Source organism: Streptomyces sp. NRRL F-5123 (genome assembly GCF_000721495.1).
In the GTDB taxonomy this organism is placed as follows: domain Bacteria; phylum Actinomycetota; class Actinomycetes; order Streptomycetales; family Streptomycetaceae; genus Actinacidiphila.
The window spans coordinates 127494-152100 of the sequence record NZ_JOHY01000012.1; the positions used below are offsets into that span (position 1 = coordinate 127494).

Annotated in this window: 21 protein-coding genes, 1 tRNA gene and 1 pseudogene; 15 read left to right on the forward strand and 8 right to left on the reverse strand. The window is 74.0% G+C overall.

Translation table 11 applies throughout. The features are described from left to right. The first annotated feature begins 65 nt into the window (after nt 1–65). On the forward strand, nt 66–2282 hold the full coding sequence (locus IH54_RS0114520; RefSeq protein WP_063762299.1) for an ATP-binding protein: 2217 nt from the start codon (nt 66–68) through the stop codon (nt 2280–2282). 990 nt (nt 2283–3272) lie between these two features. Here IH54_RS0114520 and IH54_RS0114530 read toward each other — a convergent pair. Then, on the reverse strand, nt 3273–4409 hold the full coding sequence (locus tag IH54_RS0114530) for a hypothetical protein (RefSeq protein ID WP_234343521.1): 1137 nt from the start codon (nt 4407–4409) through the stop codon (nt 3273–3275). 391 nt (nt 4410–4800) lie between these two features. On the opposite strand from IH54_RS0114530, the gene IH54_RS0114535 reads away from it, so the two are divergent. The 3 genes from IH54_RS0114535 (at nt 4801) to IH54_RS0114545 (ending at nt 7677) form a co-directional block, all read left to right on the forward strand. Further along, entirely contained in the window at nt 4801–5088 is a 288-nt protein-coding gene (locus tag IH54_RS0114535) for a hypothetical protein (protein ID WP_031516705.1), read from the forward strand. After that, nucleotides 5081–6181 carry a polyprenyl synthetase family protein gene (locus IH54_RS0114540; protein WP_052397431.1) on the forward strand — a complete coding sequence of 367 codons (1101 nt, stop codon included), beginning with the start codon at nt 5081–5083 and terminating at the stop codon, nt 6179–6181. Before IH54_RS0114535 ends, IH54_RS0114540 begins: the two co-directional genes overlap by 8 nt. A 329-nt stretch (nt 6182–6510) precedes the next feature. After that, nucleotides 6511–7677, forward strand: a complete 1167-nt coding sequence (locus IH54_RS0114545; protein ID WP_031516709.1) for an oxygenase MpaB family protein — start codon at nt 6511–6513, stop codon at nt 7675–7677. A 68-nt stretch (nt 7678–7745) separates the two neighbouring features. Here IH54_RS0114545 and IH54_RS0114550 read toward each other — a convergent pair whose 3' ends face one another. Beyond that, the gene (locus IH54_RS0114550; protein ID WP_052397432.1) at nt 7746–9281 is read right to left on the reverse strand and encodes an MFS transporter; all 1536 of its coding nucleotides are present in this window, start codon (nt 9279–9281) and stop codon (nt 7746–7748) included. A 197-nt stretch (nt 9282–9478) separates the two neighbouring features. On the opposite strand from IH54_RS0114550, the gene IH54_RS0114555 reads away from it, so the two are divergent. Further along, nucleotides 9479–10366 (forward strand): LysR family transcriptional regulator, encoded by an 888-nt coding sequence (locus IH54_RS0114555; RefSeq protein WP_031516714.1) that lies wholly within the window; start codon nt 9479–9481, stop codon nt 10364–10366. Nucleotides 10367–10473: 107 nt separating this feature from the next. On the opposite strand, the gene IH54_RS39710 is transcribed toward IH54_RS0114555, so the two are convergent. The 4 genes from IH54_RS39710 to IH54_RS0114575 all read right to left on the reverse strand — a co-directional run bounded on the left by IH54_RS39710 (nt 10474) and on the right by IH54_RS0114575 (nt 14840). Continuing rightward, on the reverse strand, nt 10474–10926 hold the full coding sequence (locus tag IH54_RS39710) for a hypothetical protein (protein ID WP_043180873.1): 453 nt from the start codon (nt 10924–10926) through the stop codon (nt 10474–10476). Between the two features lie 219 nt (nt 10927–11145). Beyond that, nucleotides 11146–13092 carry a hypothetical protein gene (locus IH54_RS41590; RefSeq protein WP_052397433.1) on the reverse strand — a complete coding sequence of 649 codons (1947 nt, stop codon included), beginning with the start codon at nt 13090–13092 and terminating at the stop codon, nt 11146–11148. A 151-nt stretch (nt 13093–13243) separates the two neighbouring features. Further along, nucleotides 13244–13951: a DUF4232 domain-containing protein gene (locus tag IH54_RS0114570; RefSeq protein WP_031516720.1), complete on the reverse strand. Its 708-nt coding sequence runs from the start codon at nt 13949–13951 to the stop codon at nt 13244–13246. 217 nt (nt 13952–14168) lie between these two features. Further along, on the reverse strand, nt 14169–14840 hold the full coding sequence (locus IH54_RS0114575) for an N-acetylmuramoyl-L-alanine amidase (RefSeq protein WP_052397434.1): 672 nt from the start codon (nt 14838–14840) through the stop codon (nt 14169–14171). Nucleotides 14841–15478: 638 nt separating this feature from the next. On the opposite strand from IH54_RS0114575, the gene IH54_RS0114580 reads away from it, so the two are divergent. Both IH54_RS0114580 and IH54_RS0114585 read left to right on the forward strand, forming a co-directional pair. Beyond that, the gene (locus IH54_RS0114580; protein WP_031516723.1) at nt 15479–15994 is read left to right on the forward strand and encodes a SigE family RNA polymerase sigma factor; all 516 of its coding nucleotides are present in this window, start codon (nt 15479–15481) and stop codon (nt 15992–15994) included. Then, the gene (locus IH54_RS0114585) at nt 15988–17109 is read left to right on the forward strand and encodes a hypothetical protein (RefSeq protein ID WP_031516725.1); all 1122 of its coding nucleotides are present in this window, start codon (nt 15988–15990) and stop codon (nt 17107–17109) included. Before IH54_RS0114580 ends, IH54_RS0114585 begins: the two co-directional genes overlap by 7 nt. 282 nt (nt 17110–17391) lie before the next feature. Here IH54_RS0114585 and IH54_RS0114590 read toward each other — a convergent pair whose 3' ends face one another. Beyond that, entirely contained in the window at nt 17392–17805 is a 414-nt protein-coding gene (locus IH54_RS0114590) for a hypothetical protein (RefSeq protein ID WP_031516727.1), read from the reverse strand. Nucleotides 17806–18069: 264 nt separating this feature from the next. Here IH54_RS0114590 and IH54_RS0114595 point away from each other — a divergent pair, with 264 nt between their 5' ends. From IH54_RS0114595 to IH54_RS42450, 6 genes and pseudogenes are all read left to right on the forward strand, one after another. Continuing rightward, nucleotides 18070–19866: a galactose oxidase early set domain-containing protein gene (locus IH54_RS0114595; protein WP_078862202.1), complete on the forward strand. Its 1797-nt coding sequence runs from the start codon at nt 18070–18072 to the stop codon at nt 19864–19866. A 301-nt stretch (nt 19867–20167) separates the two neighbouring features. Continuing rightward, nucleotides 20168–20422: pseudogene (locus IH54_RS43125) on the forward strand (DUF2637 domain-containing protein); the annotation flags it as partial. Between the two features lie 313 nt (nt 20423–20735). Next, complete coding sequence (locus tag IH54_RS0114600; protein WP_031516732.1) at nt 20736–21158, forward strand: DUF4260 family protein; 423 nt, start codon at nt 20736–20738, stop codon at nt 21156–21158. Further along, nucleotides 21151–21684, forward strand: coding sequence for a TetR/AcrR family transcriptional regulator (locus IH54_RS0114605; protein ID WP_031516734.1), 534 nt, complete (start codon nt 21151–21153; stop codon nt 21682–21684). The genes IH54_RS0114600 and IH54_RS0114605 overlap by 8 nt, the downstream gene beginning before the upstream one ends. A 262-nt stretch (nt 21685–21946) precedes the next feature. Next, nucleotides 21947–22219 (forward strand): hypothetical protein, encoded by a 273-nt coding sequence (locus IH54_RS0114610; protein WP_031516735.1) that lies wholly within the window; start codon nt 21947–21949, stop codon nt 22217–22219. 89 nt (nt 22220–22308) lie between these two features. Next, complete coding sequence (locus tag IH54_RS42450) at nt 22309–22677, forward strand: hypothetical protein (protein ID WP_031516736.1); 369 nt, start codon at nt 22309–22311, stop codon at nt 22675–22677. A gap of 400 nt (nt 22678–23077) precedes the next feature. Here IH54_RS42450 and IH54_RS0114625 read toward each other — a convergent pair. Further along, nucleotides 23078–23153 (reverse strand) — tRNA-Glu (locus IH54_RS0114625). 135 nt (nt 23154–23288) lie between these two features. On the opposite strand from IH54_RS0114625, the gene IH54_RS0114630 reads away from it, so the two are divergent. Together IH54_RS0114630 and IH54_RS0114635 are read left to right on the forward strand one after the other, a co-directional pair. Continuing rightward, the gene (locus tag IH54_RS0114630) at nt 23289–23639 is read left to right on the forward strand and encodes a metallopeptidase family protein (RefSeq protein WP_031516737.1); all 351 of its coding nucleotides are present in this window, start codon (nt 23289–23291) and stop codon (nt 23637–23639) included. 450 nt (nt 23640–24089) lie between these two features. Beyond that, nucleotides 24090–24527, forward strand: coding sequence for a hypothetical protein (locus tag IH54_RS0114635; protein WP_159011836.1), 438 nt, complete (start codon nt 24090–24092; stop codon nt 24525–24527). Nucleotides 24528–24607 lie beyond the last annotated feature (80 nt).

Here is a 24607-nt window from a genome sequence, read left to right on the forward strand (position 1 = left end):
GGCATATGCGGGACGCACGTGCGTCACGCGGGCCGGATCGCCGGCGGGCCGACAAGGGGGCGCACATGGACCGTTCGCCGTACGAGACCCACCGCAACAGCATCGCGGGAGACGCCCAGCTCGGCGGCCCCGTGGTGCAGGCCAGGGACATCCACGGCGGAGTGCATCTGCACGCACCGGCGCCGCGCGCGGTGCCCCGGCAACTACCGCCTGTTCCCGGCCATTTCGTCAATCGGCGGGCCGAACTCGCCGACCTGGACGCGCTGGTGACCAGGCAGGCCGACGACGCCGCGCCGGCGGTCGCGCTGATCGTGGTCAACGGGCCCGCGGGCGTGGGCAAGACCACGCTCGTCTCCCGCTGGCTCGGCGGCCGGGCCGCCGACTTCCCGGACGGGCTGCTCTACGCCGACCTGCGCGGCCACACCACGGAAGGGGCGGCGGCGCCCGGTGAGGTCCTGGGGCGCTTCCTGCGCGCGCTGGGCGCCGCGGCCGTACCGGCGGACCTCGCCGAGCAGACGACGGAGTGGCGTACCCGCTCCGCGGGCCTGAAGGTCGCCGTACTGCTCGACAACGCCTTCACAGCGGCCCAGATACGCCCGCTGCTGCCGGTGGGCCCCGGCAGTGTCGCCGTCGTCACCAGCCGCAGCCGGCTCACCGGACTCGGCCTGGACGGCGCCGCCTTCCACCGCCTGCACGGCATCGGCCCCGCCGACGGGGTGGAGTTGCTCTCCCGCGGGATCGGCGCCGCGCGTGTCCGCGGGGAACTCGCCGACGTCCGGCGCATCGTGGACCTGTGCGCGGGGCTCCCGCTCGCCGTCTGCCTGGCCGCCGCGCGGCTCGCCTCCCGCCCGCGGCAGCGCGTCGCGGCTCTCGCCGACGCGCTCGCCCCCGACGCGGAAGGGCTCGCCGCCCTGGACATCGAAGGGGAGACCACCGTGCGCAAGGCCCTGGACGCGACCTACGCCACCCTCGGCCCCGAGGCCGCGCTCCTCTACCGCCGGCTCGGCCAGCTCCCGCTCGCCGCCTTCGACCCGCCCACCGCCGCGGCCGCCTGCGCCCGCCCGCAGCGCTGGGCCGAGGACCGCCTCGACCAGCTCACCGAGGCCAATCTGCTGGAGGCGACCGGCTCCGACCACGCCGGGCAGAGCCCCGGCTACCGCTTCCACGACCTCGTGCGGGTCCACGCCGGCGCGCTGGGCGCCGCCGACACCGCGGACGGCGGGCCGGACACCACGCTGCGCCGGGTCTGCGACTGGTACCTGCACTGCGCCAGCGCTGCCGAGGCCCGGGTGAAACCGGCCTACCTGCTCCTGCGGCGCGACTACCTCCACCCGCCCGTCGATCTGCCGCCGCCCTTCACCGACGACCCCGGCTCGATCCGCTGGCTCGACACGCACCGCCACGACCTCATGACCCTGCTGCGGACGGCCGCCGACCGCGGCTGGCACGCCCTCGCCTGGCAGACCGCCGACGCGATGTGGCCGCTGTTCGTCCGCATGCGCCACTACGACCTGTGGATCGAGGCGTACGACATCGGGCTCGCCGCGGCCCGCGCCGACGGGGACCCGCGGGCCGAGCGCCAGATGCTCAACTCCGGTGCCATCGGCCTGAACGCCGCCCGCCGCTTCGACGCCGCCATCGCCCGCTACGAGGAGTCGCGGCGGGCCGCGCACGCCGCGGGCGACCCCCGGGACGAGGGCCAGGCGCTGCTCGGTATCGGCCGCGGCCACCGGGAGGCGGGGCGCCCCGCTGAGGCCGTCCCGTACCTGGAGCGGGCCATCGCGGTGTGGGACGCCTGCGGCTACCTGCGGGGTACGGCGCTGGCCCGTACCGTCCTCGGCGAGATCGCTCTCGCGGCGGGGGACGCGGAGGGCGCCGCGGAGCATTTCGCGCAGGCCCGCGCGGTGCAGACGGCGGTGGGCGACACGCACGAGTGCGCCCGCAACCAGGCGCTGCTGGGCCGGGCCCGCGCGATGGGCGGCGACCACGAGGGCGGCGCGGCCGCGATGGGCGCCGCGCTCGCCGTCTTCACCGCGTCCGGCGCGGCGCACTGGCAGGCGCGCACCCTGGAGATGCTCGGCGACAGCGCCCGCGAGCGCGGCGACCACCGGTCGGCGGCCGATCTGCACGCGCGGGCGCTGGCCTGCTACGAGCTCACCAGCCCGGCGGACGCCGGCCGGCTGCGGGACGCCACGGCCACGGGGCCGCGGCCCGCGGGACCGGACGCGCCCGCGGACGCGACTCCGGACGTGCGCCCGGACGCGGAGCCGGACATCCCGTGACGGTGATCGCCGCCGCCGCGAGGCCGCGCAGCGTCGCACCGGGTACGAGGACGAGGCAGGCGTGCAGGCACGACGGCAGCAGCGGGTGCTGACCGGCGCCCGGCGAGGGGCCGGGCGACGGCGCGCCCAGGACGAGCACGTCCGGGTGGGCCGCCCCCGCTACCGCCCAGCCGCCGCCCGCCAGCGGGACGGCGGCGAGCGCGGCGCCCGGGTACCGCACCAGCGCCTCCGCGAGCCACCCGCGCGCCTCGTCCGCCGCCCGGACCCGGCTGCCGGTGAGCACGTCGGCGTACGCGGCCGCGCACCCGCCGGGGCAGAGGTCGGTGTCGACGGTGAAGTGCTCGTCGAGCACGGCGGGTTGGGGCCATGGGACGCTGCGGCCGCCAGGGGGTGCGCCCACCGCCGGGCGTACGTACGCGGGGGCGCACCCGTCGGGGCTGAGGTCGGTGCCGACGGTGAAGTGCTCATCGGGCAAAGCGGGTTGGGGCCATGGGACGCTGTGCTCGCCGGGAGGTGCGCCCACCGCCGGGCGTACGTACGCGGGGGCGCACCCGCCGCGGCAGAGGTCGGTGTCGACGGTGAAGTGCTCGCCGGGCACGGCGGGTGGGGGGAGTGTGCTGCGGCGCCCGCCGGGGGGTGCGCCCACCGCCGGGCGTACGTACGCGGGGGCGCACCCGCCGCGGCAGAGGTCGGTGCCGATGGTGAAGTGCTCATCGGGCACGGGGGGTTGGGGCCATGGGACGCTGTGCTCGCCGGGGGGCGCCCCCACCGCCGGGTGTACGTACGCGGGCGCGGCCGGACGCTCGTGGGAGGCGGCGGGGCACTCGTCCGGAGCGGCCCTTCCGCCGGGCACCGCCCCGAGCGGACCCGCGGTCCCCGGTACGGCGGTGAGCGAGACCCGTCGCACCCCCCACCGCAGAGTCACCGTCACTCCGGCCGCGTCCGGCGGGAGCGCACCCGGCGGGTGGCGGCGCACCGTCACGAGGCCGGTCATGCCGACCGCCGGCCCGGCCCCACCAGCGCCTGCCACGAGGGCGGCGCCGGCAGCGGCTCGGTCAACGCCGCGTGGGCGGGCTCGCCGAGGCCCAGCAGCCGGTAGAGCAGCGACCGCATGTTGCGGACGAAGCGCCCCGGCTCGGACGTGATCCGTGCCGCGATCGCCGCCCGCTCGGTGCCCCGCCGCTCGGCGGCGGCGTAGGCGATCTGGTCGACGAGCGGGTGGCCCGGCGACAGCGCGGGTACGGTCCGCGCGAGCGCCGCTGCGGGCGAGGCCGGGTTGATCTCCTCGGCGGCGGGCCCGGCGAGCAGCAGTGCCGCCTTCGTCAGGGTTCCGTACAAAGTGACCGATCCGTGGTCGCCGATGATGCAGTCGGCCGCGACGAGCACGCTGCGCCAGTCCGCGTCGGGCGGCACGAGCGCGATGCCCGCCTGCCGGCAGCGGGCCATCCACGAACGCACCTGGTAGGCGCCATGGCCCGAGTACACGTTGGGGTGCACGAGGATCGCCACCCGGTGCGACTCGCGCGGCAGTTCGCCGAGCAGCCGGGGCAGCAGCGCCTCGAAGCGGCTGAAGGAGGACCACGGTCCCCACGTCGACGCGGCCACCACGAGCTTGCGCCCGCCGCTGAGCCCGAGCGCGCGGCGGAAACGCCGGCGCAGCGGCAGGCTCGCGACGATCCGGTCGTGCACCGGGTCGCCGACCACCCGCGCGAGCGGCAGCGCCTCCGGGCACTGCCGCCGCAGGTCGCGCAGGTCGGCGCGGTGCGGAAGGACGACGGCCGCGGGCGGCGTCCCTGCGGCCATCAGGTCCACCCGGCGCAGCCCGGCCACCCCGGGATCGCTCGTCCCGAGCACGCGTTTGAGGTACGCGGCGCCGTGCGGCATCGTCACCAGCGGCGCGCGTATCCCCTCGACACCGATCCGCCCCGCGGCCAGCGCGAGGTCGAACTCCATCTGCAGGGCCTCTTCCCACGGGATGACCGCGCATCCCATGCGGGCGAGCAAGGCCGGTACCTCGTCCCCGAACGGGTGCGGCGGCACGGTGAAGACCACCTGCACCCGGAAGTCCCCGTCGACCACGGACAGCACGTCCATGAGCCGATCGACGTAGGTGACGGTCTGGGCCACCACCAGAATCCTCTTGCACCCGACAACCGTCAGATACTGGCGCGTTGACGCGCCCGGTATCCTCCCGACCGGTCGTAACGCTGACACGAAATCCCCCAGGATTTTGTCTGCCTGTTGCGGGCGGTCCGCCGCCCGCACCTGGTGACGGGATGCCCGGGCGCGTGGACGGAAGTCTGGCGGGAGCCTTGCAGGAAGCTTGCAGAAGCCTGGACGTGCGGCCGGAGTTCCCGTTCGGCGAGCGGCGACCCGCCCGTCGGCCGGATTCGTACGTCTGAACCCCCTATACCTCGTCGGTGAGTTCCGTCCCCGGAGCCCGGTACGCCGGGGTGACGCTCGTGAGGGCGGCATCTGGCATGTGCCGTAAGGAAGTTGCGAGCCCATGGGGGTTGCGATGACGGAACGGTCGGCAATGCGGGCGGGGTTGGACGGACAGGCCGTGCTGGTGGCCGCCGGGGTCGCCGATGTGGCGCTCGGGGCGCTGGGCGCGGCCGTCGGGACGCTGCGGGATCTGCTCGGGCGGGCGGACGGGCCCGAGCTCGCCGAGCAGGCGGGACAGGACCTCGCCGCGCGGGGGCGGCTGGCGCTGGACCGGCACGTGCACGTGCCGCCCGCGCATCTGGAGGTGCTGGCCCGGCAGTCGCGGGCGGCGGCGCGGGGGGCCGGTGGGGGCGGTGCCTGAGCGCGGGCCGGGAGGCGGGCCGGGGCACGGGCCCTGGTCGCAGCGGTGGGAGCCCGCGGCGTTCAAGGCCCGGGTGGACGAGGTGCTGCACGACTTCGTGGGGCCGGAGGCGAGCCAACTGGCCGCCATCGACCCGCAGCTGGCGCCCGTCGCCGAGCAGGTCGCGGCCGCCGCGGTGGACGGCAAGCGGCTGCGCGCCGCCTTCTGCTACTGGGGCTGGCGCGCCGCCGGGCAGCCGGAGAGCGACGCGCTGCTGCGCGCCGCGGCGTCCATGGAACTCGTGCACGCCGCCGCCGTCGTGCACGACGACCTCATCGACGACAGCCCGCTGCGGCACGGCCGCCCCACCGCGCACCTCGCGCTGCGCGGCGCCGTCCGCGGCCGGCCCGGCGCGCCGGCTGCCGCTCGCTCGCTCGCGATGCTGGTCGGTGACCTGCTCATGGCGCTGGCCGGGCAGATGTTCGCCACCAGCGGGCTGCCCGCCGCCTACCTCGCGCGGGCCCGCCCGCTGTGGTCGGTGATGGCGCGCGAGCTGATCGCCGGCGAGTGCCTGGAGATCCTGCGCACCGGCGCCGCAGCCGACACCGAGGCGTCGCTGAAGGTCGTGCGCTACAAGACCGCCAAGTACACCGTCGAGCACCCGCTGCTGATCGGCGGCGCCCTCGCCGGCGCGGGCGGCCGGCTGCGCGCGGGCTACTCCGCGTACGCGCTGCCGCTCGGCGAGGCCTTCCAGCTGCGCGACGACCTGCTCGGCATCTTCGGCGACCCGGACCGTACGGGCAAGAACGGCGCCGACGACATACGCGGCCGCCGCCCCACCGCGCTGCTCGCCCAGACCTGGCAGCTCGCGGGCACCACCGACCGGGCCACCCTGCGCGCCGCACTCGGCCGCCGCGGGCGCGACGCGGGCGCCGCCGCGCTGGAGGCCGTCCGCGAGGTCATGCGGCGGCTCCGGGCACCCGAACGCGTCGAGGACATGATCACCGCGCGGGTCGCCGCGTCGCTGGAGGCGCTGCACGGCCTGGACGTCCCGGCGTACGCGGCGGGCGCGCTGACCGCGCTGGCCCGCTCGGCGACCGTACGCACGGCCTGACCGCCCGCCGGGCGCCCGGAGGCACGGCCTGACCACCCGTGTGGCGGCTGGACGCACCGTCCGACCGCCCGCCGAGCGCCCGGACGCACGGACCGACCGTGCGCCGAGCGCCCGTACACACGGCCTGACCACCCGTGTGGTGACTGGACGCACCGTCCGACCGCCCGCCGGGCGACCGGACGCACGGCCTGACCGCGGCGCTCGGCGCACGCCCGTCCGCGTATCGGCCCCGCCCGCCTGCGCGGGGCCCGCCGCCGTACCCGACCACGACGACTCCGCCGCGTAGGACCCGCGCGTGCGATCCGCGCGCCAAGCCGAGGAGCCCCGCCATGACCGCCAACGACGACGACACCTCCATGGACGCCCTGCTGCACGCCGGCGACGAGCTGGCCGACGCCACCGTCGCCGCACTTTTCGAACGCGGCGAGGTCGGCACCTTCAACACCCTCATGCGGTACGTCTCCACCGCCGGGTCACCGCTGCCCGACGGGCTCCCGGACGTCGCGCGCGACTACCTGGAGGCCACCCGCGTACCGCCGTCGTGGGTGGACTGGGGCGAGATGGAGCGGGCGCGGCTCTTCTTCATCGACAACAACGTCCACATCTCCACCGCCCTCTCCTTCGCCTCCATGCCCGCGTGCTACGTCGTGCCGCGCGTCGCCCGGCTGCTGTCCATGACGCACGGGCTCAGTTACCCGTCCAAACGCATGGCGGAGACCGGGCAGTTCACCGTCCACCTGATGCAGCCCGACGCCTTCGAGGCGGGCGGCAGGTTCGTCCCCGCCGCGCAGAAGGTGCGGCTGCTGCACGCGTCCATCCGGCACCACCTCAGGCGGGACGGCCACTGGGACGCCGCCGAACTCGGCACGCCCATCTGCCAGCTGGACATGATCGGCGGGCAGATGTTCTTCTCGCTGCTCGTGCTCGACAGCCTGCACCGGCTCGGCGTCCACATGACGCAGGAGGGCGCGGAGGCGTACTACTACGCATGGCGCGTCGTCGGCGCGATGCTCGGCGTCGACCAGGAGGCGGTGCCCAAGTCCCTTGACGACGCGCGGCTGTTCCTCGACCGCTACATGGTCGCGAACATGGGCCCTTCCGAGCAGGGCGCCCATCTCACCCGGCAACTGATCGACCTGTACGAGGAAGTGGTGCCCGGCACCCTCTTCGACCCGCTCGTCTCCGCCCTCATCCGCTACCTCGTCGGCGACACCTGCGGCGACTGGCTGCACGTCCCGCGCACCGCCTGGGACACCGTCGTGCGCACCGTCCCGCACCTGCTGAACGTCCTGGAGACGATCGAGGACCGCTCGCCGCTCGGCGCCTGGGCGCTGGACCGGCTCGGCCACCTCACCACCGCCCTGGAGCTGTCCTCCCTCACCCGCGGCCGCGTCATGCACTACGCCATCCCCGAGCAGCTCCGGAAGGACTACGGCGTGTCCGACGCCGTCCCCCGCACCCGCCGCTGGACGCCGCCGCCCGCATCGGTGGGGTGAACGGGTCAGGAGCCGGTGGAACGGCGGGGTGCGGGCCCGGCACCGGCCCCGCTCCCCGCCCCGCGCGCTCACGCCCCCGTACGGTCCCGGCGCAGCAGTGCGGTGGCGGCGGCCGCGCCCACCAGGCCGATGGCCGCGGCGGTCGCGATTCCCGCGCGGTAGCCGTGGATCAGGCCCGCCGTGCCCGGACCGGTCGCGGCAGCGGCGACCGTGGCAAGGATCGCGGTGCCGAGGCCCGAACCGATCTGCTGCGCCGTGATGTTGACCGCGCCGGCGACCCCGTGACGGGCGGGCTCGACGCCGGTCAGGGCGGCCGACATCATCGCGGTGTACGCGAGGGTCTGGCCGAAGGACATGACGACCAGCCCGGGCAGCAGCACGGTGAAGTAGCTCGTGCCGGTGCCGATGAGGGTCCACGCGGCGAGACCGGCGGCCATGACCGCGAAGCCCGCGGCGAGCGTGCGGCGCTGCCCGAAGCGGCTGACGGCGGCGGCCGCGACCGGCGTGCTCGCCGCGACGGTCAGCCCCATCGGCGCGACGGCGAGCCCGCTCAGCAGCGGGCTGTAGCCGCGGACGCCCTGGAGGTACAGCGGCGCGAAGAAGAGCAGGCCGACCATGGTGGTGTAGAAGACCACGCCGGACACGGTCGCGGCCCGCACCGTACGCAGCCGCAACAGCCCCAGCGGCAGCAGCGGTTCGGCCGCGAGGCGCTCGCGTACGACGAAGGCGGCGAGCAGCGCGGCCGCGGCGGTGACCGGCCCCAGCACCGACAGGCTCCCGAACGGGGCGTGTTCGGCCTGGCTCACCCCGTAGACCAGGGCCATGAGCCCGGCGGTGATGAGCGCGGCGCCCGGCAGGTCGAGGCTGCCCGGCGTGCGGGCGCTGTCGCGCGGCAGCACCTTCGCGCCGACCAGGCCCACCGACGAGGCCACCGCCAGCAGTGCGAGGAAGGGCGTGCGCCATCCGGCCGCGGAGGTCAGGACGCCGCCGACGACCAGGGCGCCCGCGAAGCTGGAGGCGCTGATCGCGACGAACACCCCCATCGCGCGCGCCCGTTCGCGGGTGTCCGTGAAGATCGCCGCGACCAGCGCGAGCGCGGGGGGCCCGCTCAGCGCCGCCCCGACGCCCTGCAGCGCCCGGCCCGCGACGAGCACGCCCCCGGCGGGGGCGAAGGCGGCGACGGCCGCGCCCGCCGCGTAGACCGCGACGCCGCCGAGCAGCATCCGGCGGCGGCCCAGGACGTCGGCGGCACGCCCGCCGAAGAGCAGGAAGCCGGCGAAGGCGAGCGCGTACGCCGTCATGACCCACGGCAGCAGCGCCGGGCCCATGCGCAGCGAGCGGTCGAGGTCGGGCAGCGCGGTGTTGGCGATGGCGAACCCGGCGGAGTCGAGGGCGTTGACGGCGGAGACGACCGCGAGGGCCACCCACCGCGCGCGTCCCGGCCGTGGCACGCCGGTATCGCCCTCCCGCCGCCGGGCGTGCACGAGCGGAGAGCGGGCGGCGGGGGCGGCGGTGTGAGGCGTGGCGGTGCGGGTGCCGGTGTCGGGTTCGGATCCGGTCCCGGGTTCGGATCCGGTTCCGGGCATGGCGAGGCCGAGAGGCATGAGGTGTCCTTACGGGAGTGGTGGTTCGGGCCGACGCCCAGCTGCCGTGCCCGGCAGCGGAGTTGGACGGTCCCGGCGGAAGGAGGAGCTGCGCGGCCCCTCGCCCGAAAGCCTCGCCCCGCACGCCCGGCGGCGTCCAAGACCGGCCGCTCATCGCCCCATAGACCGCGTCTATCGGCCCACGTAGAGTGGCTTTCATGGAGCTGCGGGAGCTGCGCTACTTCGTCGCCGTCGCGGACGAGCGGCACATGGGCCGGGCCGCAGGGAAGCTCTTCATCAGCCAGCCCTCCCTCAGCCACACCGTCCGCCGCCTCGAACACGACCTGGGCGTCGCGCTGTTCACCCGCCATCCGCAGGGCATGGAGCCCACCGCCGCCGGGCTCGCGCTGCTGGAGCACGCCCGCCGGGTGCTGCGCGCGGCGGAGGCCTTCGGCGAGGTCGCCCGCGCGTACGCGACCGGCGACGCGGGCCGCCTGCGGCTCGGCTTCGAGGCCAGCGGCGCCGGGACACTCGGCCCCCGGATCCGCGCCCGCTTCGCGGCCCTGCGCCCCGGCGCCGAGCTGGAGCTCAAGCGCTACAACTGGGGCGGTGAGGTGCCCGCCCTGCGCGCGGGCGAGGTGGACGTCGCGTACGTGTGGCTGCCGGGCGACCTGACGGGCCTTGCCCGGCTGCCGCTCGCCGAGGAGGGCCGGGTCATCGCGCTGCCCGTCGGCCACCCGCTCGCCGGGCGGGCCGCGTTGACGCTCGCCGAGATCCGTGACGTGCCGCTCGCCTGGACGCGGGCGGCGCCGCGCGGCTGGGTGCGGTGGTGGGCGGTCGACCCGCGGCCGGACGGCAGCGCGGTCCGCTGGGGTGCGGAGAACCGCAACGCGGAGGAGATGCTGGAGAACGTCGCCGCGGGCCAGGGCGCGTCGATCGCCCCGGCCTCGATGGCCGCGTTCTACGCCCGCCCGGACATCGTGTGGGTGCCGCTGACCGACACCGAGCCGCTGCGCATCGAACTCGCCTGGGACCCGTCGACCGCGGGCCCGCTCGTCACCGCCTTCGTCGGCGCCGCCCGCGACGTGCTCGCCGCGCGGGGCTGAACGTCCGCTCCGGGCCGCGACGTGCACGCCGCCCGCGGCTGAACGGGCGCTCCGGACACGGAGTTGCCCGCCGGGCGGGGCCGAACACCGCTGCCCGAAAGCCGGTTTCAGCAGCCGTCGTGGTCCGGCACGAAGGTCATCCGGTCGCCGCTGTCGAGGCCCTGGGCGTCGATGTAGACGTTCCTCTTGACGCGGTACCAGACGTCGTCCCGCGACTCCTTGCCGCCGACGTCGTCCAGCCTGACGCACCACCGTTCCGGGCTGTCGACGTGCCGGTAGGACTCCGTACCGTGCTGCACGCTGGAGCACACGCTGGTGTCCTCGTCGGTGTACCAGGTGCGCTTGCTGCTGCCGCGGCCCGAGGTGTGCTTGACCCGCTTGGTGCCGGGGTGGCAGCTCTTCACCATGTGCGGGCGCTTGCGGAGGCTGGTCGCCTCCGCGACGTGCCGGGTGGTGTCGAGCCGGCCCGACACCTTGCGCGGCCCGTCGCAGGCCGCGAGCCCCGCCGCGACCGCGAGGAATGCCACCGCGAGCGCGGCCCGGCGTATGTGGTGCTGCATGTCTCCCCCTCGTTCCCCGTACCCGTCCCCCAACGGGCGCTCGAATCCCGTGAATTATGGCGGAGGGGAAGTGCGCTTCCTCGCACGGGTGTACGCGTGGGCGCGGGTGGTGCGCGGGCCCGGAGCCGGTCGGGATCCGGGCCCGCGACGACCGCCGGCCCGCGGGGGTCAGCGGACGGGCGGGGTTTCGGCGGACGGGCGGGGCCGCGGCGGCGGGGATCAGCCCGCCGGCTGCCGCCCGGGGACGTTGACGCAGCAGCCGCTGCCCTGGGTGTCCTCGCTGAACGCGACGTCCACCGGCGGGGCTTCGGTCAGGAACTCGCGGGCCGCGTTCTGCCCGAGCACGCCGACGTCGAGCGTGCACGCCTCCAGCAGGGTGACGTCCTTCACCCCGACCTGGCGGCAGATCGTGAGGGCCTTGTCGTGCAGCTCCTGCGGGAGTTGCTTCTCCCAGAACGGCGCCGCCGGGTCGGCCGCCTGCGTCTTGTCGCCGCAGACCGCGACCAGCGACTGCCCGTCGGGTACCCGCCAGCTGTCCCCGTACAGGCTGTAGAGCGTCTTGAAGTCGAGCGGGATGGGCAGCACCGTGCCCGTGCTCGTCCGCAACTTGTCATTCGTGCCAGGGGCGTTGGCCAGCAGGCCGACGACCGGTTGCGGATACGAGCCGAGGCCGACGTGGACGTCCACGTAACCGGGGTTGACGGTCGCCGCCATCGAGTCGCCCTGCGGGTCGGTCACGACGTACTGGCTGCCGGTGCGCACGATCCGGTCGCCGGAGGGCAGGGTGATCGAGGCGCCGTCGGCGAGGGAGGTGCCGGAACCGTTCACGACCAGGCCCTTGGCCGCGCACACCGCGACCGTGTCCGCCCCCATCTGCGTCGCGACACCGCTGTTGACGGACGCGCCGGGCCAGCCGAGCGGGGCGCCGGAGACCTGGTTGGACTGCACGGTCATCGCCGAGGAGCGGGCGAGCGTGAAGGTGCCCTCGGCCTGGAAGTCGTAGTAGGTCCCGCCGAAGGTCTGCAGGTGCGTGTCGCCGGTGCCCTGCGCCGAGGCGCACGAGGGCGGCGAGACCGTGAGGTTGCTCTGGTTGCTGCGCAGCGAGGGCGAGGCGCCGATCCCGTAGGCGGGCGTGCCGACGAGGTTGAGGTTGTTGGTCTCGCCGGTGTAACCGGTCATCAGGCAACTGGGCGCGTTCGTCGTGCCGTTGTGGGTGACCGTCTGCACGGTGAGTGAGGAGCCGGCGTTGAAGTTCGCCGACGAGCCGCCGCCGTTGCCGCCGACCATGAACTCCACGGCGTTCCAGCCCGCCGACAGGCTCAGCATGCTGTCGGCCGTCGACGCGCTCAGGGTGCCGGCGCCGGTGTCCATGACCACGGTGTCCAGCGCGCTCGTGACGTTGCCGGACAGCTTCAGGCTGCCGAGGTGGGTGATCGGCTGCGAAGGGACCGCGACCGCGGAGCCGTTGGTGTAGCAGTGCACGGAGTACGTCCACCAGCCGGCCGGGCAGGTGGCGGCGTAGTTCAGGATCCAGAACTGGATGAAGGCCGAACCCGATCCGGCGCCGGGGTTGGCGAAGATGAACTGCTCCCAGCCCTGGCAGCCCGGGTGCCCGGCGCACACCGGGCTGGTGAAGGGCGCGCTGTTGAGCTGCAGCGAGTACGCGTTGGCGACGCCGCCGCTGCTCTCGCTCGTCACACCGCTCACGGTCGGGAAGGAGCCGGTCGCCCCGTTGAGCAGGCCGCTCACCCCGGCGGAGAAGTCGATGCCGTTGCCGACGGTGTACGGGGTGCCGCCCGTGCCGACGGCTCCGGCGGGCGCGTTCGCGGCGGCGGGCAGGTGCGGCCCGGCGTTGCCCGCGGCGGCCGGCACGTTCGGGACGTACGGCCGCGGCGGGGCCGTCGTGCAGCCGGTGCTGTGCCACGACAGCGTCGGGTAGTCCGCGGTGTAGCAGCCCCTGGACGGCGTCGTGAGCTGCGCCATGGCACTGTGCCACTGCTGCGCGGTCAGCGGCCCGGGGGACGCGGAGCCCGCGGCCGTACCGGACGGGACGAGGAACACCGCGACGAGCGTGGCGATCGCGGTGACGACGGCCCCGGCGATCCGCCGGAGCCGTCTGTGCGCGGGTAAGGAAGGCCTCTCGGTCGAGGGTCTGGCAACGGGCATGTGTACGCCTCACCTTCTTGCGGGGTGGCCCCCGCATTTCGGCGCATCGTAAGCACTTGCCCATGAGTCGTCGATGTCGTAAACAAGGCATTCTCGGGTGTGAATGTCTGAAATCTGACTACTCGCCGGACTCGCACGAAGGGTTCACAAGTCACTCGCCGTTGCCGGCCACCACAGGCCCGACGTAGGTCCCGGGGTGCGTGGCACCGCTCTGGTCCATGACGTCGGCGAAGCCGTCCCACTTCAGCGTGGTGGAGTGGGTCTCGTCGGGCGGGGTCACCAGGATGCTCGCGGCGTGGAACGCCACGGAGCCGCCGGAGTTGCCGGCGTCGAAGGGCAGGTAGGTGATCTCGAAGGAGGCCGCCGAGCCGGGCTTGAGCGTCACCTTGCCCGTGCTCTTGGCCTGCCGGGTCAGCGACCAGTGCGTGCCGCTCGCGCTGACGATGTCGACCCCCGGGAAGCCCTTCAGGGAGCAGGTGCCGCTGCCCTTGTTGGTCATCACCACGCCGATCCCACCCGGGCTGCCCACCGCCTGGGCCCCGCTGTCGGGACCGAAGGAGAACCCGAGGTCCGCGGTCCGGCAGCGCGCCGCGGCGTCGGACGAGCCTGCGCTGTCGCCGGTCCCGCCGTTGCCGGCCTTCGTGGCAGGGGCGGACGCGGGAGCCGACGTCGGGGTGGCGGCGGTGTCGCTGCCGGCGGTCGGGGTGGCCCCCGCGTCCGCGCTCGTCACCGTGGCGGACGGCGCCGCGTCGCTCTTGTCCCCGTCCTTCCCCGACGAGCAACCGGTGAGGGCGACACCCGCCGCCAGCACCACGCCCACGGCCGCCGCCATCCGTACGTTGCGCAGCTGCGAGATCATCAGAAGTCCTCCCGAGGGGCCGATGCGGTACTTCCGCCGCTTTGACCGGCCCTACATGATCTCCTCACGACTCCCTCGGGCGTCCGGTTGCCCCAGTGTCACGCCTGTGACACTGGTGACCGAACGGTTGCCCCGGAGGACCGTTCCCGGCCGGGTGCGGCCCGTACCGGTCCCCGGAGACGTTCGGCGAAACGCAGACGTGCGACGGCCCGCAGCGTCATGCGGGAGGAGTGGCCGTGGTGGGGGTGGTCGGGCCCGCGGCGAGGGTGGCCGCCACGTCGGCACGTACCGCCTCCATGTCCATGGTCTTGTCGGGGGCAGCACGACCCGGGTCCCATTTGTCCTTGGACCACTCGGCGTGTGCGATGACCGACCGGGCCGTCCAGCCGTGGTGGGCGAGGATCCCCCCGCTCACCCGCAACGCCGTCCGGTACTGCTCCGGCGACATGGGCTGGGACCCGGAGTACTGGATCTCCATGCCGTAGAAGGGCGCGTTGCCGTCGACCCCGGTCTTGTTGCCGAAGAGCGGGTGGAGCTGGCTGGTGTAGTCCTCGGCGACGACATGGGCGAGCGTGGCCGGATCCCCGCCGCCCGCATGGTTCGTCCGGCCCCAGCCGACGAGGTACACCATGCCGTCGAGGCCGACGGACAGGTGGCACAGCGGCCCGGGCAGGTCCGGCCTGCCGTTGTAGAGGGTGCCCTTGGCGTAGGCGGCGCCGTCCGCGGCGGAGAGCGTGACACCGGTGTGGTGCCAGACGAATCCGTGCACCGGTCCCCAGGCGCCGACGGAGTTGCGGTTGTGCGTGCGCCAGTGGGACACCTCCGTGTACGTGAGACCCCACTCCTCCAGTCCCGCGACCAACTGGTCGGCTGTCATCGGAGCGGCCATGACGCCTCCATGGTGTGAACGGCCCCGGACCGCTGGGCCGCGGGGCCTGCGAGGGGTGATCAGAGGGCGGGGCGGCGTCGCCCCGGTCCACAGGGGCGGATCCCCCTGTCCGGACCGGGCTCCGACGTCCCGCCGACGGGGTGAGGCGTGGGGCCCGGGGGAGGGCCTGCGGTGCCTCGCCTGCCCGTACCACCTGAATTGTTCCCATTCATAACACTTGGCATGCCTGCGCGCCCGGCGATCAGCCGGTGCCACGCGCTGCCGGCCGGGGCAGCCCGGATGCCGCCGCCGGCTCTCCCCGGCTCTCCCTCTCCCCGGCTCTGACGCGGCCTGACGTGCCGGTCACCGGTCGGACGTCCCTCGGCGTCCGCAGGGTCGGCGTCGGCCCCGCAGGATTGGGCCGAACGGGTGAAGATCGCGCGCTCGGCCGACCCCGCCACGTCGTGCCCTTCGTCGGCATCCGCTCGGGTTGTGCGGGGTCACGTCTGCAGGCGTCGGCGATCTCGTCGACGGGCGCGGGGTGACGGCGGAGACGGTGCCGGCGGCGGCGCGCGTCGAATCGGCTGCGGAAGCCATGCAACGATCCACCGGCAAGTGGTGCTCTCCAGCGGTATGAGTATCCGTGGCGAAGGAGAACGATGAGCGCCGAGGCCGACGGCCACGACGCCGAGTTCCGGGAGTTCATGCTGGGCCGCTGGCCGTCCCTGGTCCGGTTCGCCTACGGGCTGACCGGTGACCGCGGCCACGCCGAGGATCTGGCGCAGACAGCACTGGCAAAGGCGTACGCCAGCTGGTCCCGGGTCCGTAGGGCCGACGATCCGGACGCCTACGTGCGCCGGATCCTGATCAACGCCAACCACGGCCGCTTCCGCAAGCGCCGCGTCACCGAGCACGACTGGGACCAGCTCCCGGAGCCCGCGGTCGCCGACGCGACCGGCGACCTCGACCAGCGCACGGCACTGGTGGCGGCCCTGATGGAGCTGCCGCCCAAGCAGCGCGCGGTCGTCGTGCTGCGCTACTGGGACGGCCTGACCGAGAACCAGGCCGCGGCGATTCTCGGCTGCTCGGTCGGCAACGTGAAGAGCCAGGCGTCGCGGGCGATGGCGAAGCTTCGGACCAGCGCACAGTTTCAGGACGGGAGCCTGTCATGGTGAACGACGAGGACATCATCACTGAGCATCTCGGCACGGACATCGGCCGCGTCGAGCCCGGCCCCGCGCCGGTGGACGCGGTGATCGGACAGGGCAAGGCGATCAAGGCCAGGCGGCGGGCGATGGCCGGGAGCGGGCTCGCTGTCGCCGCGGTGCTGGGGGTCGGCCTCCCGCTCGCGCTCAGCGGTCACCAGGCCGGGGTGCCGTCAGCCGGGACCGGCCACCGGGTGACCGTCGACGCTCCGCACAAGGACGCCAAGGGCACGACCGTCTTCTCCGGCAGCATCGACGGCCACGCATGGAACGCCCCGGTCGAGGTACTCCACCGGGGCGGAGGGGCAGCCTGCATCATGTCGTTCGGCAACTGCGCTTCCGGCTTCCCGGTGACGACCGATCCGGCGGCCCTTTCGGCGAGCAGCGGCACCGGGCAGCCCGATCAGTACACCGTGGACTTCCGCGCGGACGTGAAGCGGGTGGAGATCGCCCTGCAGAACGGCCAGACGCTGCCCCTGGACCCCATGCCGGTCAGCGACCACCGGCTCGCCCTCTTCGAACTCCCGAGCGGTCTGCGCATCAGCCGGGTCACCGCCTACGGGGCCGATGGCAACGGGGTCGGATTCGCGATCCCGTTCCAGCAGCCTGGCGGGGCGAGCACCACCGTCACCTGGAACGCCCCCGACGCGACGCCCGACCTGTCGGAAGCCTCGGCGCGGATCGCGTCCGGTGTGACGCCCGGCATGACGGGCGAGGAGAAGTGGTCCGTCACCGCTTACGTCGGCCCGTACGGCCAGTGCGTCGTCCAGTCGGCGAGCCGGAGCGGCACGGTGTCACGGTGCGTCAACCGCGATACGAAGCCGCCCACGTCGCTTGCGTTTACCCGCGTCAAGGCGAACGGCATGCCGTACTGGCTGCAATCGGAGATCGACACTTCCGTGGATCACCTGGACGTCGCCTACTCCGACGGCTCCACCAAGCGCCTCACCCCGACCCGCCTCGCGGGCCACGCCTTCGTCGGGCTCGTCGTTCCGGTCGGCCTGGAAGTGGAAAGCGTGACCACCTTCGACAGCGCGGGCCGACAACTCGGCCTCGACACCGGCGACGCTGCCCCGACCAAGTAGGCGGTGCCTCGGCTCCCCGCGGGCCGAGGACACCGAGATCTTCGAGGCTCTGCCGTTCCTGTCCCTGGACCTTGCCCGGTCAGGCCATGTCCCCGCGGCGCGGGGGCCTGGCCCGGGGCGTCCGCTCCGGCGCCCCGCCGCTCGCGCCCTTCGGCTTCTGCCGCAACTGCTGCCCGAGCGGGCGCCCTTCGGCGGAGCCGTCAGGTCCGGTCGGTGACGCACGGTCACGAACCGCGGCGGGCATCCTGCACGGGCGCCCACGCCGGCGCGGCGCTGCGGCCGTCAGCCGGACGGGGTGCTCTCGCCCTGGGTGCAGACGACCCACATCGTGAGGTCCGCCGGGCCGCCGTGGCCCGCGTGGCGGTCCCGCCGGTCAGGGGCGAGGTCTTTGCGCACGGCGATGACCCACCCGGTGGCGTCCTCGGTGGGGCGGCTCTGCACCAGGTCCGCGGGGACAGTGCCGAGGCGGCGGCCTGCGGGGGCCGACAGGGCGAATCCGCCGCTGAGGACGTTCTCCTCCGGAGGGCACATCAACGTCCGCGGGCTGCCGTCGGCGCCGCCTGTGACGACGCCGCCCTGCACCGCCTGCGGCTGAACCGTGGTCTGCGCCACGGCTGTCGCTCCGCCGCCGGCCGTGACGACGAGCATCGAGACGCCCACGGCCGCAGCGGCGCGATTGAGGGTCCTGCTGAACACTGAACGTGCTCCTTCCAGCCGTCCTCGCGCTTCCACAGAAGCGGTTTCGGTCATTGCAGCACGCCCGCGGACGGATCCTGCGCCGGACACTCGCAGTGACCACGATCGAGTGATCGTGCGGGATTCGATGCTGTGTCCACCCTCAGGAAGCAACTTATCGTGCTGAAATCGCGACTGTCCGTTACCATGCGCGCGGCGTCACGGCCCCGCGTATGTCGCACGCCGTCCGTCCCGACCGCCCCTGCGGCGGGGCCGAGGAGTCCGATGTCACCGAACAGATCACGTATGCGGCCGCGCGCCGGGCGGCCGGGAGCGCGGGCGGCCTGGGGGGCCGTGCTCGCGCTGGGCACGACCGCCGCCCTGACCGCACCTCTGACCACGGCGTCGGCCGCGTCCGGCCCGGGGACCGGGGACCGCGACGTGCGCGCCGTCCAGACCGAGTACCCGCAGACCACCCGCACCCTGCGCCTGAAGATGCTCACCGAGACGCAGGCGCGGGACAATGCGAAGTTCGACCCGGCGAAGTTCGGAAAGTTCACCGACTACTTCTCCAGCCCCGACTTCGCCGCCCATGTGGCGCTGCTGCCGACCGGCAAGGTCCTGCTGTTCTCCTTCGAGAGCGTCGAGGACAACCCGCAGAAGGAGCCGGCGCCCACCGACGTCATCGGCAGCCGCAACGCGGGCCGCGCCTACGTCTGGGACCCGGCCGCCGGCGAGGGACCGGGGGCCTTCAAGGCCGTGCCGCCGCCGGTGGTGGACATGCCGGACGGGACGAACCAGCCGCGCCCCGCCCCGTTCTTCTGCGCGGGCCACTCCTACCTGCCCAACGGCATGGTCGGCGTCTTCGGCGGCAACCTGGGCGGCAACGGCGGCACCGGCGCCAAGCTCGCGCTGGTCTTCGACCCGTGGACCGAGACCTGGCACCAGCAGAAGGACCTCTCGGTCGGCCGCTGGTACCCGACCGTGGTCACCGACGCCGAGGGCCGCCAGGTCATCATGTCCGGCCAGTCCGAGCTGGGCTGGGGCACCCCCACCCCGGTCATCGAGCAGTTCCCGGCGAAGGGCACCCCCGTCCCGCTGGACAAGGGGCAGGTGCCCGACGGCGTCGCCGCCGAACAGTGGAACACCGAGGCGCCCTACCGGATGGACTACCCGCACCTGTTCTCGCTGAACGACGGAAAGATCTACGGCTTCGGCCGCGACGCCGACCAGGAGTGGCGCTTCGACCCGGCCACCCAGGCCCGCACGCAGCTGCCCGACCGTCCCGACGGCGGCCTGCGCAACTACGGTTCCGCCATCGCGCTGCCCAACGGCACCCATGGCCCCGACTCGGTCCTGATCCTCGGCGGCAACCGCAACGACCCCAACACCTACCGCTTCTCCGGCGGCGCCTGGCACAAGGACACCCCGCGCGCGTTCGGCCGTACCCAGGACGACACGCTGATCCTCCCCGACGGCACCCTGCTGACGGTCAACGGCTCGTACGACATCCGCAACTACGGCAACGGCGACTACAACCCCAACGCCGACCTGAAGTACCGCCAGATCGAGCTGCGCGACGCCAGTGGCAAGTGGACGCTCGGACCCTCCCAGCGGCTGCCTCGCGGCTACCACTCCAACGCCGTCATCCTCCCCGACGGCCGCATCATGGTCACCGGCGACGAACTCCAGCAGATCGCGAACAATCCGGACATCACGTCCGGCATGAACGGCACCATCGAGATCTACGAGCCCGCCTACCTGCACCAGGGCGCGCGTCCCACCCTCACCCGGGTGCCCACGGGGCCGGTCCGCTACGACAGCTCGATGAGGGTCACCACCACCACGCCCGGCCGGGTCAGCCGGGCCGTCCTGGTGGCACCGATCACCTCGACCCACGCGGTGGACACCAGCCAACGGCACCTGGACCTCCAGATCACCGGCCGTTCGGGCAACCAGCTCACCTTGAAGGCCCCGCCGTCCGCCAATGCCGCTCCCCCCGGCTATTACATGCTCTTCCTGCTCGACGACAAGGGCGTTCCCAGCGTCGCCAAGTGGGTCCAGCTGACCCCCGGTTCCTGACCGGGGGCCGCCGCGTCCCCGAGGACGACACGTCCGCTGGGGGACGCGGCGGCCCGTCAACGAGGCGCCGGCGCCATCGTCGGCGCCGCAGTGGCCGCGGGTTGTGTGTCCGCGCGAGGGCCCATGCTCCGGCGGGGGGTGCCGGGCGTGCAGGGTTTTGTGGTGCCCCGACGGGACGCCGCGGAACCCTACACGTCGGCTGCGCCTTTCGGCGACGGTCGAGGTGCCTCGTCGGCGCAGGGGCGGGGCGAGCGGCTCGGGGGAGGGCTTGCGGTGAGCGCGTCCGACCTCTGGGTGCGGTGTGCGTGCGTGCGCGGTCGTCGTTGCGGGGGTTGCGGCGGTTGCGGCGGTTGCGGCGGTCGCGGCGTACGCCTCGTACGAGCACCGGCGGACCTTGGCGCTTCACGGCGGCGCGGACCCGGCGGGGGCGTCGTTGTGGCCGCTGTCCGGCGACGGCCTGCTGGTGCCGGCGACCATCGGACTGCTGAAGCCCCAGGCCCCGGGGCGTCGGCGTAGCCGGTGCGCGGTCCGATTGGCGTTCGGATTGGGCACAGCGGCCGCATCAGCGGGGCACCGCCGCTCGCGCGGAGAGGACGAATTCGGGAAGCGGCGAGCAGCCGTCCGGGCTGCTGGCCGGCAGCCCGACCCACGTGAGGCCCGCATCGCCCGGCTGCGTGATCTCAACCAGCGGCTCACCGGCAGAGTCGCCCGAACCCCACACCGGGCTCGCCCGAACCCCACACCGGGCTCGCCCGAACCCCACACCGGGCTCGCCCGCGCTCTCCCGGCGCCGAAGGTGGCGGGCTTGACGGCTAACGCTGTTAGCCATATCTTTCTGGCTAACGACGTTAGCCGACGAGGGGGAGCCCATGACCGCCACCGCTGCAACCGCCACCGCTGCAACCGCCCGCGCCGGCCACCGGATCCGACGCGCCGCCTGGCTCACCAACGCCGTCTTCTGGACCGCCTTCGCCGTCCTCGAGGGCGTCAACCACGGCGCCCTCGCGGCCGCCTTCGCCGTCGCGTTCCTTTTTGCCCCGGACCTGACTTTCCTCGTCGGCATCCGGGACACGGCCCGCGTGCAGCGCGGCCAGCTTCAGCCCCGCGCCGTGCCGTACTACAACGCCGCCCACCGGGCCCTTGTCCCGCTCGCCCTGATGGTCGCCTTCCCCTTCTCGCCGATCACCTGGGCGCCGATCTTCGCGGCGCTGTGCGGCTGGATGGGCCACATCTCCTACGACCGCGCCCTGGGCTACGGTCTGCGCACCAAGGAGGGCTTCCAGCGTGGCTGACAGCAGGCACAGTGCCCACAGCCCGCGCGCCCGGCAGATCGTCGGTGCCGCCCGCGAACTACTCGAGAAGGAGGGCGCGGACGCACTGACGATGCGTCACCTTGCTGACCGCATCGGGATCAAGGCGCCGTCGCTCTACAAGCACTTCCGCGACAAGGCGGCCGTGGAGGCCGAACTCACAGCGCTCATGCTGGCCGAGCTGGCCGAGACCCTGGAGGCGGCGGAGGCCGAAGCACCCGGTTCCCTCGCCGCGCTGCTCGGCGCCTACCGCGCGTACGCCCTGGAGCACCCCAACCTCTACCGCCTCTCCACCCAGAAGCCGCTCCCTCGCGGCGTGCTGCCGCCCGGCCTCGAGGACCGGGCCGCGGCCCCGCTCTTCCGCCACGTCCGGATGGACGAGCACACCGCCCGCGCCGCCTGGGCCTTCGCGCACGGCATGGTGGTCCTCGAACTCGACGGCCGCTTCCCCGACGACTCCGACCTGGCGGCGGCGTGGCGCACCGGCGCCGACGCCTTCTCCCCCTGACGGCCCGGCTCCCCGCCGGGTACAGATTCCGTGACCCGTCAACTGGCGAAGCACGCGGAGAAGCCGGTGGGCCCGTGGACGCTCGACCGGGGTTCAGGCAGTGATCTCCGGTCTCCCCGACCGATTCAGGGCCGGCGGTTCGCCGAGCTTCGGCTGCGGGCTCCCGTCAGGGAGAGGTCTTCGGCCTCGCAACGCGAGGATCAACGAGCCCTACCTCTCGGCGGTATGCGTTACCCCCGACCGGCAGTCGGCCCCCGCCCCGGTGCTCGGCACCGGGCCTGCGTCCCTGATCCCCACCGGGAGCGAGGCCTCCGCCGTCAATCCGGTCGCCGCCGCGGCCGGGCGCTGCGCGATCGCCCAACTCCTGCAGGTGCGCGTGGTCGCGGTGCCGGTGCCGGTGGTGACCGCGGCCGCCGAGTTGCTCGGCCTGCTGGCTGGACACCCGTACCCGCGGGCACAGGCAGCCGTCGAGGCGGTGCCGGCCCGGCTGCACGCCGCTGTCGACGGCGCTGGAACCGGGTTAAAGCTTGGCTGAATCGGTCACTAGCTCAGACCTCAGCCCGCTCCTACGCTTGGCAGCCAGTCGGGGCGCCGGGCTCTCCGATGTCCTCATGCGGAGGGGATATGCGTATCAGCACCAAGCGCCGAGGTATCAATCTGGCAGTTGTCAGCGCAGTCGCCGCTTGCGGCTTGATCTTCTCCACGACCAACGCGTCGGCTGCTACAGGCGAAGTCGGAACGGCCTACTGCGACGCCTGGATCGTTGGCGTGAACGGCGTGCACTGGGGTGCCGCTGATCTCGACGGCTCCTCGAACTGCGAAGTACAGCTGTGGCAGACCAATATCAACACCGGGGGGTGGACCAACACCGGCTGGAGCGTCGGCCCCGGCTGGACCACACCCCTCTACCACGGCGATGGCGTCCACGAGCTTCAGATCGAGGTCTACGACCCCAACACGAATCAGACCGTCTGGGGCCCCATGGTCTACTGACCATCCCGGCCGTCACTCTGCCGCACTGCGGCAGGGCACCCGCACCGATCGCCTCTTGGTGACGGCCGCGCCGCCATGCCAGGAACACGCGCGCAGCACAGGCCGAACTCGCCCTCTACGACAACCCCAACGCCATCGAGGACGACACCTTCTGAACTCGCGGTCAACTTCGATGAGACACGTCAAACCTGGCCCTGAATCTGGCGGGAGCGCCGGAACGTCTTCTCCGGCCGCTGTTCGAGATCGTCGGGCCCCGGGTCAAGCTGCATCTCGACTCCGGCGCGGTGACGATCAGCGTCACCCTGCCCGCCCGGGCCTTGCCGGACCTGGCGTCGGCCGCCGGAAGGATCGAGGAGAGTGCGCCCGCACCCGGGCGAGATGCCGGGCGTGCAGGGTTTTGTGGTGCCCCCAACGGGATTCGAACCCGTGCTACCGCCTTGAAAGGGCGGCGTCCTGGGCCACTAGACGATGAGGGCTGAGGGCCTGCCGACGGGGCCTCGCGGCGCACGTCGGGGACGTCAGAAGCTTAGGGGATGGGCGGGGGGTTAGCCAAAACCCTTTCGGTGCGGCGGGGAGAGGGCGGGGGCGCGGGTGGGCGGGAGAATGGGCGGGTGCTGGAGATGAGCCGTGAGGAGTTCGAGGAGCTGGTCGGGGAAGCCCTCGACCGCATCCCCGTCGAGCTGACCCGCCTGATGGACAACGTCGCCGTCTTCGTCGAGGACGAGCCCGCCGCCGGGGACCCGGACCTGCTGGGGCTGTACGAGGGCACGCCGCTCACCGAGCGCGGGGAGTGGTACGCCGGGGTCCTCCCTGACCGCATCACCATCTACCGCGGGCCGACCCTGCGGATGTGCGCGTCGCGGGAGGAGGTCGTGGAGGAGACGGAGATCACCGTCGTCCACGAGATCGCCCACCACTTCGGCATCGACGACCGGCGACTGCACGAGCTGGGCTACGGGTAGGGGCGGCGGGTTACGGGGCGAGCCCCGGCCCCGGCCCCGGGCGGGCCCGCGGCCCCGGCTCCGGCCCTGCCTCGTCCCCGGGCGGGCCCGCGGCCCCGGCTCCGGCCCTGCCTCGTCCCCGGGCGGGCCCGCGGCCCCGGCTCCGGCCCTGCCCCGGCCCCGGGCGGGCCCCCCGCCCCCCGGCTCGCACCGGGTCTCCGAGCGGGCGACGGACCGGGCTCCGGCCGGGCCGCTCCGAGGCCGCCCCAAGGCCGCGCCGACGCGGAAACGCCGGCCCGCGTGTCCTGGCGGGCGCCACGGCGTTGGACACGGCGTCGTACGCCCGCAGCCCGCGTGCGCCGTCCCGCACCCGAGCCGAGCAGAGGTCCGTGCCCGATGCCCGCAGCGCCCCCGCCCGAGCTCCCACCCCCGCCCCCACCTCCGTATCCGTACCGCAGGGGCGCCGCGTCCGTGCGGTCCGCCGTGCTGGTCGCGCTCCTCGCCGTCGGTGTCGCGGCGTGCGTGAGCGCGGGGGGTGAGCAAAGTCACCCCGCGCCGGTCACCGCGACCGGGAGCGCGGCCGTACGCGTCGGCGGGCATGCCGCGCCCGCGGAGGAGGCGCCGGGGCGCGGGCCCGTCGCGGAGGCGCCGTCCCGGGAGGCGGCGGGGGAGGGCTCGCCGTCGGCCCCCGCGAAGCCCGGCGGCCCCCGTACGCCCGCCCACCACCCCGTACCGCCCCGGGACGGCGCCTCCGAGCCGCAGCCCACCGCCGGGACCCCGCCCACCGCGGAGCCGCCGTCGAGTGCGGAGCCCCCGGTGGACGGGACGACCGCCGCGCCGCCCCCCGACGATCCGCCGTCCACGACCGCGCTGCCGGGCGGGTCCGGCGAGGACGCGCCCCAGCCCTGAGCGCCCTGAGCGCGAACCGCCCGCGTCCCGTATCCTTGGCCTGGATACGCAGGTCGGCAGCCCTCCTCGAAAGGGATTCG

What these genes read in the sequence shown, in the direction of transcription:
- IH54_RS0114545 (WP_031516709.1), top strand. Translation starts at nt 6,511, where the DNA reads ATGACCGCCAACGACGACGACACCTCCATGGACGCCCTGCTGCACGCC.
- IH54_RS41590 (WP_052397433.1), bottom strand. Translation starts at nt 13,092, where the DNA reads ATGCCCGTTGCCAGACCCTCGACCGAGAGGCCTTCCTTACCCGCGCAC.
- IH54_RS0114570 (WP_031516720.1), bottom strand. Translation starts at nt 13,951, where the DNA reads ATGATCTCGCAGCTGCGCAACGTACGGATGGCGGCGGCCGTGGGCGTG.
- IH54_RS0114580 (WP_031516723.1), top strand. Translation starts at nt 15,479, where the DNA reads ATGAGCGCCGAGGCCGACGGCCACGACGCCGAGTTCCGGGAGTTCATG.
- IH54_RS0114550 (WP_052397432.1), bottom strand. Translation starts at nt 9,281, where the DNA reads ATGCCTCTCGGCCTCGCCATGCCCGGAACCGGATCCGAACCCGGGACC.
- IH54_RS0114600 (WP_031516732.1), top strand. Translation starts at nt 20,736, where the DNA reads ATGACCGCCACCGCTGCAACCGCCACCGCTGCAACCGCCCGCGCCGGC.
- IH54_RS0114595 (WP_078862202.1), top strand. Translation starts at nt 18,070, where the DNA reads ATGTCACCGAACAGATCACGTATGCGGCCGCGCGCCGGGCGGCCGGGA.
- IH54_RS0114555 (WP_031516714.1), top strand. Translation starts at nt 9,479, where the DNA reads ATGGAGCTGCGGGAGCTGCGCTACTTCGTCGCCGTCGCGGACGAGCGG.
- IH54_RS0114520 (WP_063762299.1), top strand. Translation starts at nt 66, where the DNA reads ATGGACCGTTCGCCGTACGAGACCCACCGCAACAGCATCGCGGGAGAC.
- IH54_RS39710 (WP_043180873.1), bottom strand. Translation starts at nt 10,926, where the DNA reads ATGCAGCACCACATACGCCGGGCCGCGCTCGCGGTGGCATTCCTCGCG.
- IH54_RS42450 (WP_031516736.1), top strand. Translation starts at nt 22,309, where the DNA reads ATGCGTATCAGCACCAAGCGCCGAGGTATCAATCTGGCAGTTGTCAGC.
- IH54_RS0114535 (WP_031516705.1), top strand. Translation starts at nt 4,801, where the DNA reads ATGACGGAACGGTCGGCAATGCGGGCGGGGTTGGACGGACAGGCCGTG.
- IH54_RS0114585 (WP_031516725.1), top strand. Translation starts at nt 15,988, where the DNA reads ATGGTGAACGACGAGGACATCATCACTGAGCATCTCGGCACGGACATC.
- IH54_RS0114575 (WP_052397434.1), bottom strand. Translation starts at nt 14,840, where the DNA reads ATGGCCGCTCCGATGACAGCCGACCAGTTGGTCGCGGGACTGGAGGAG.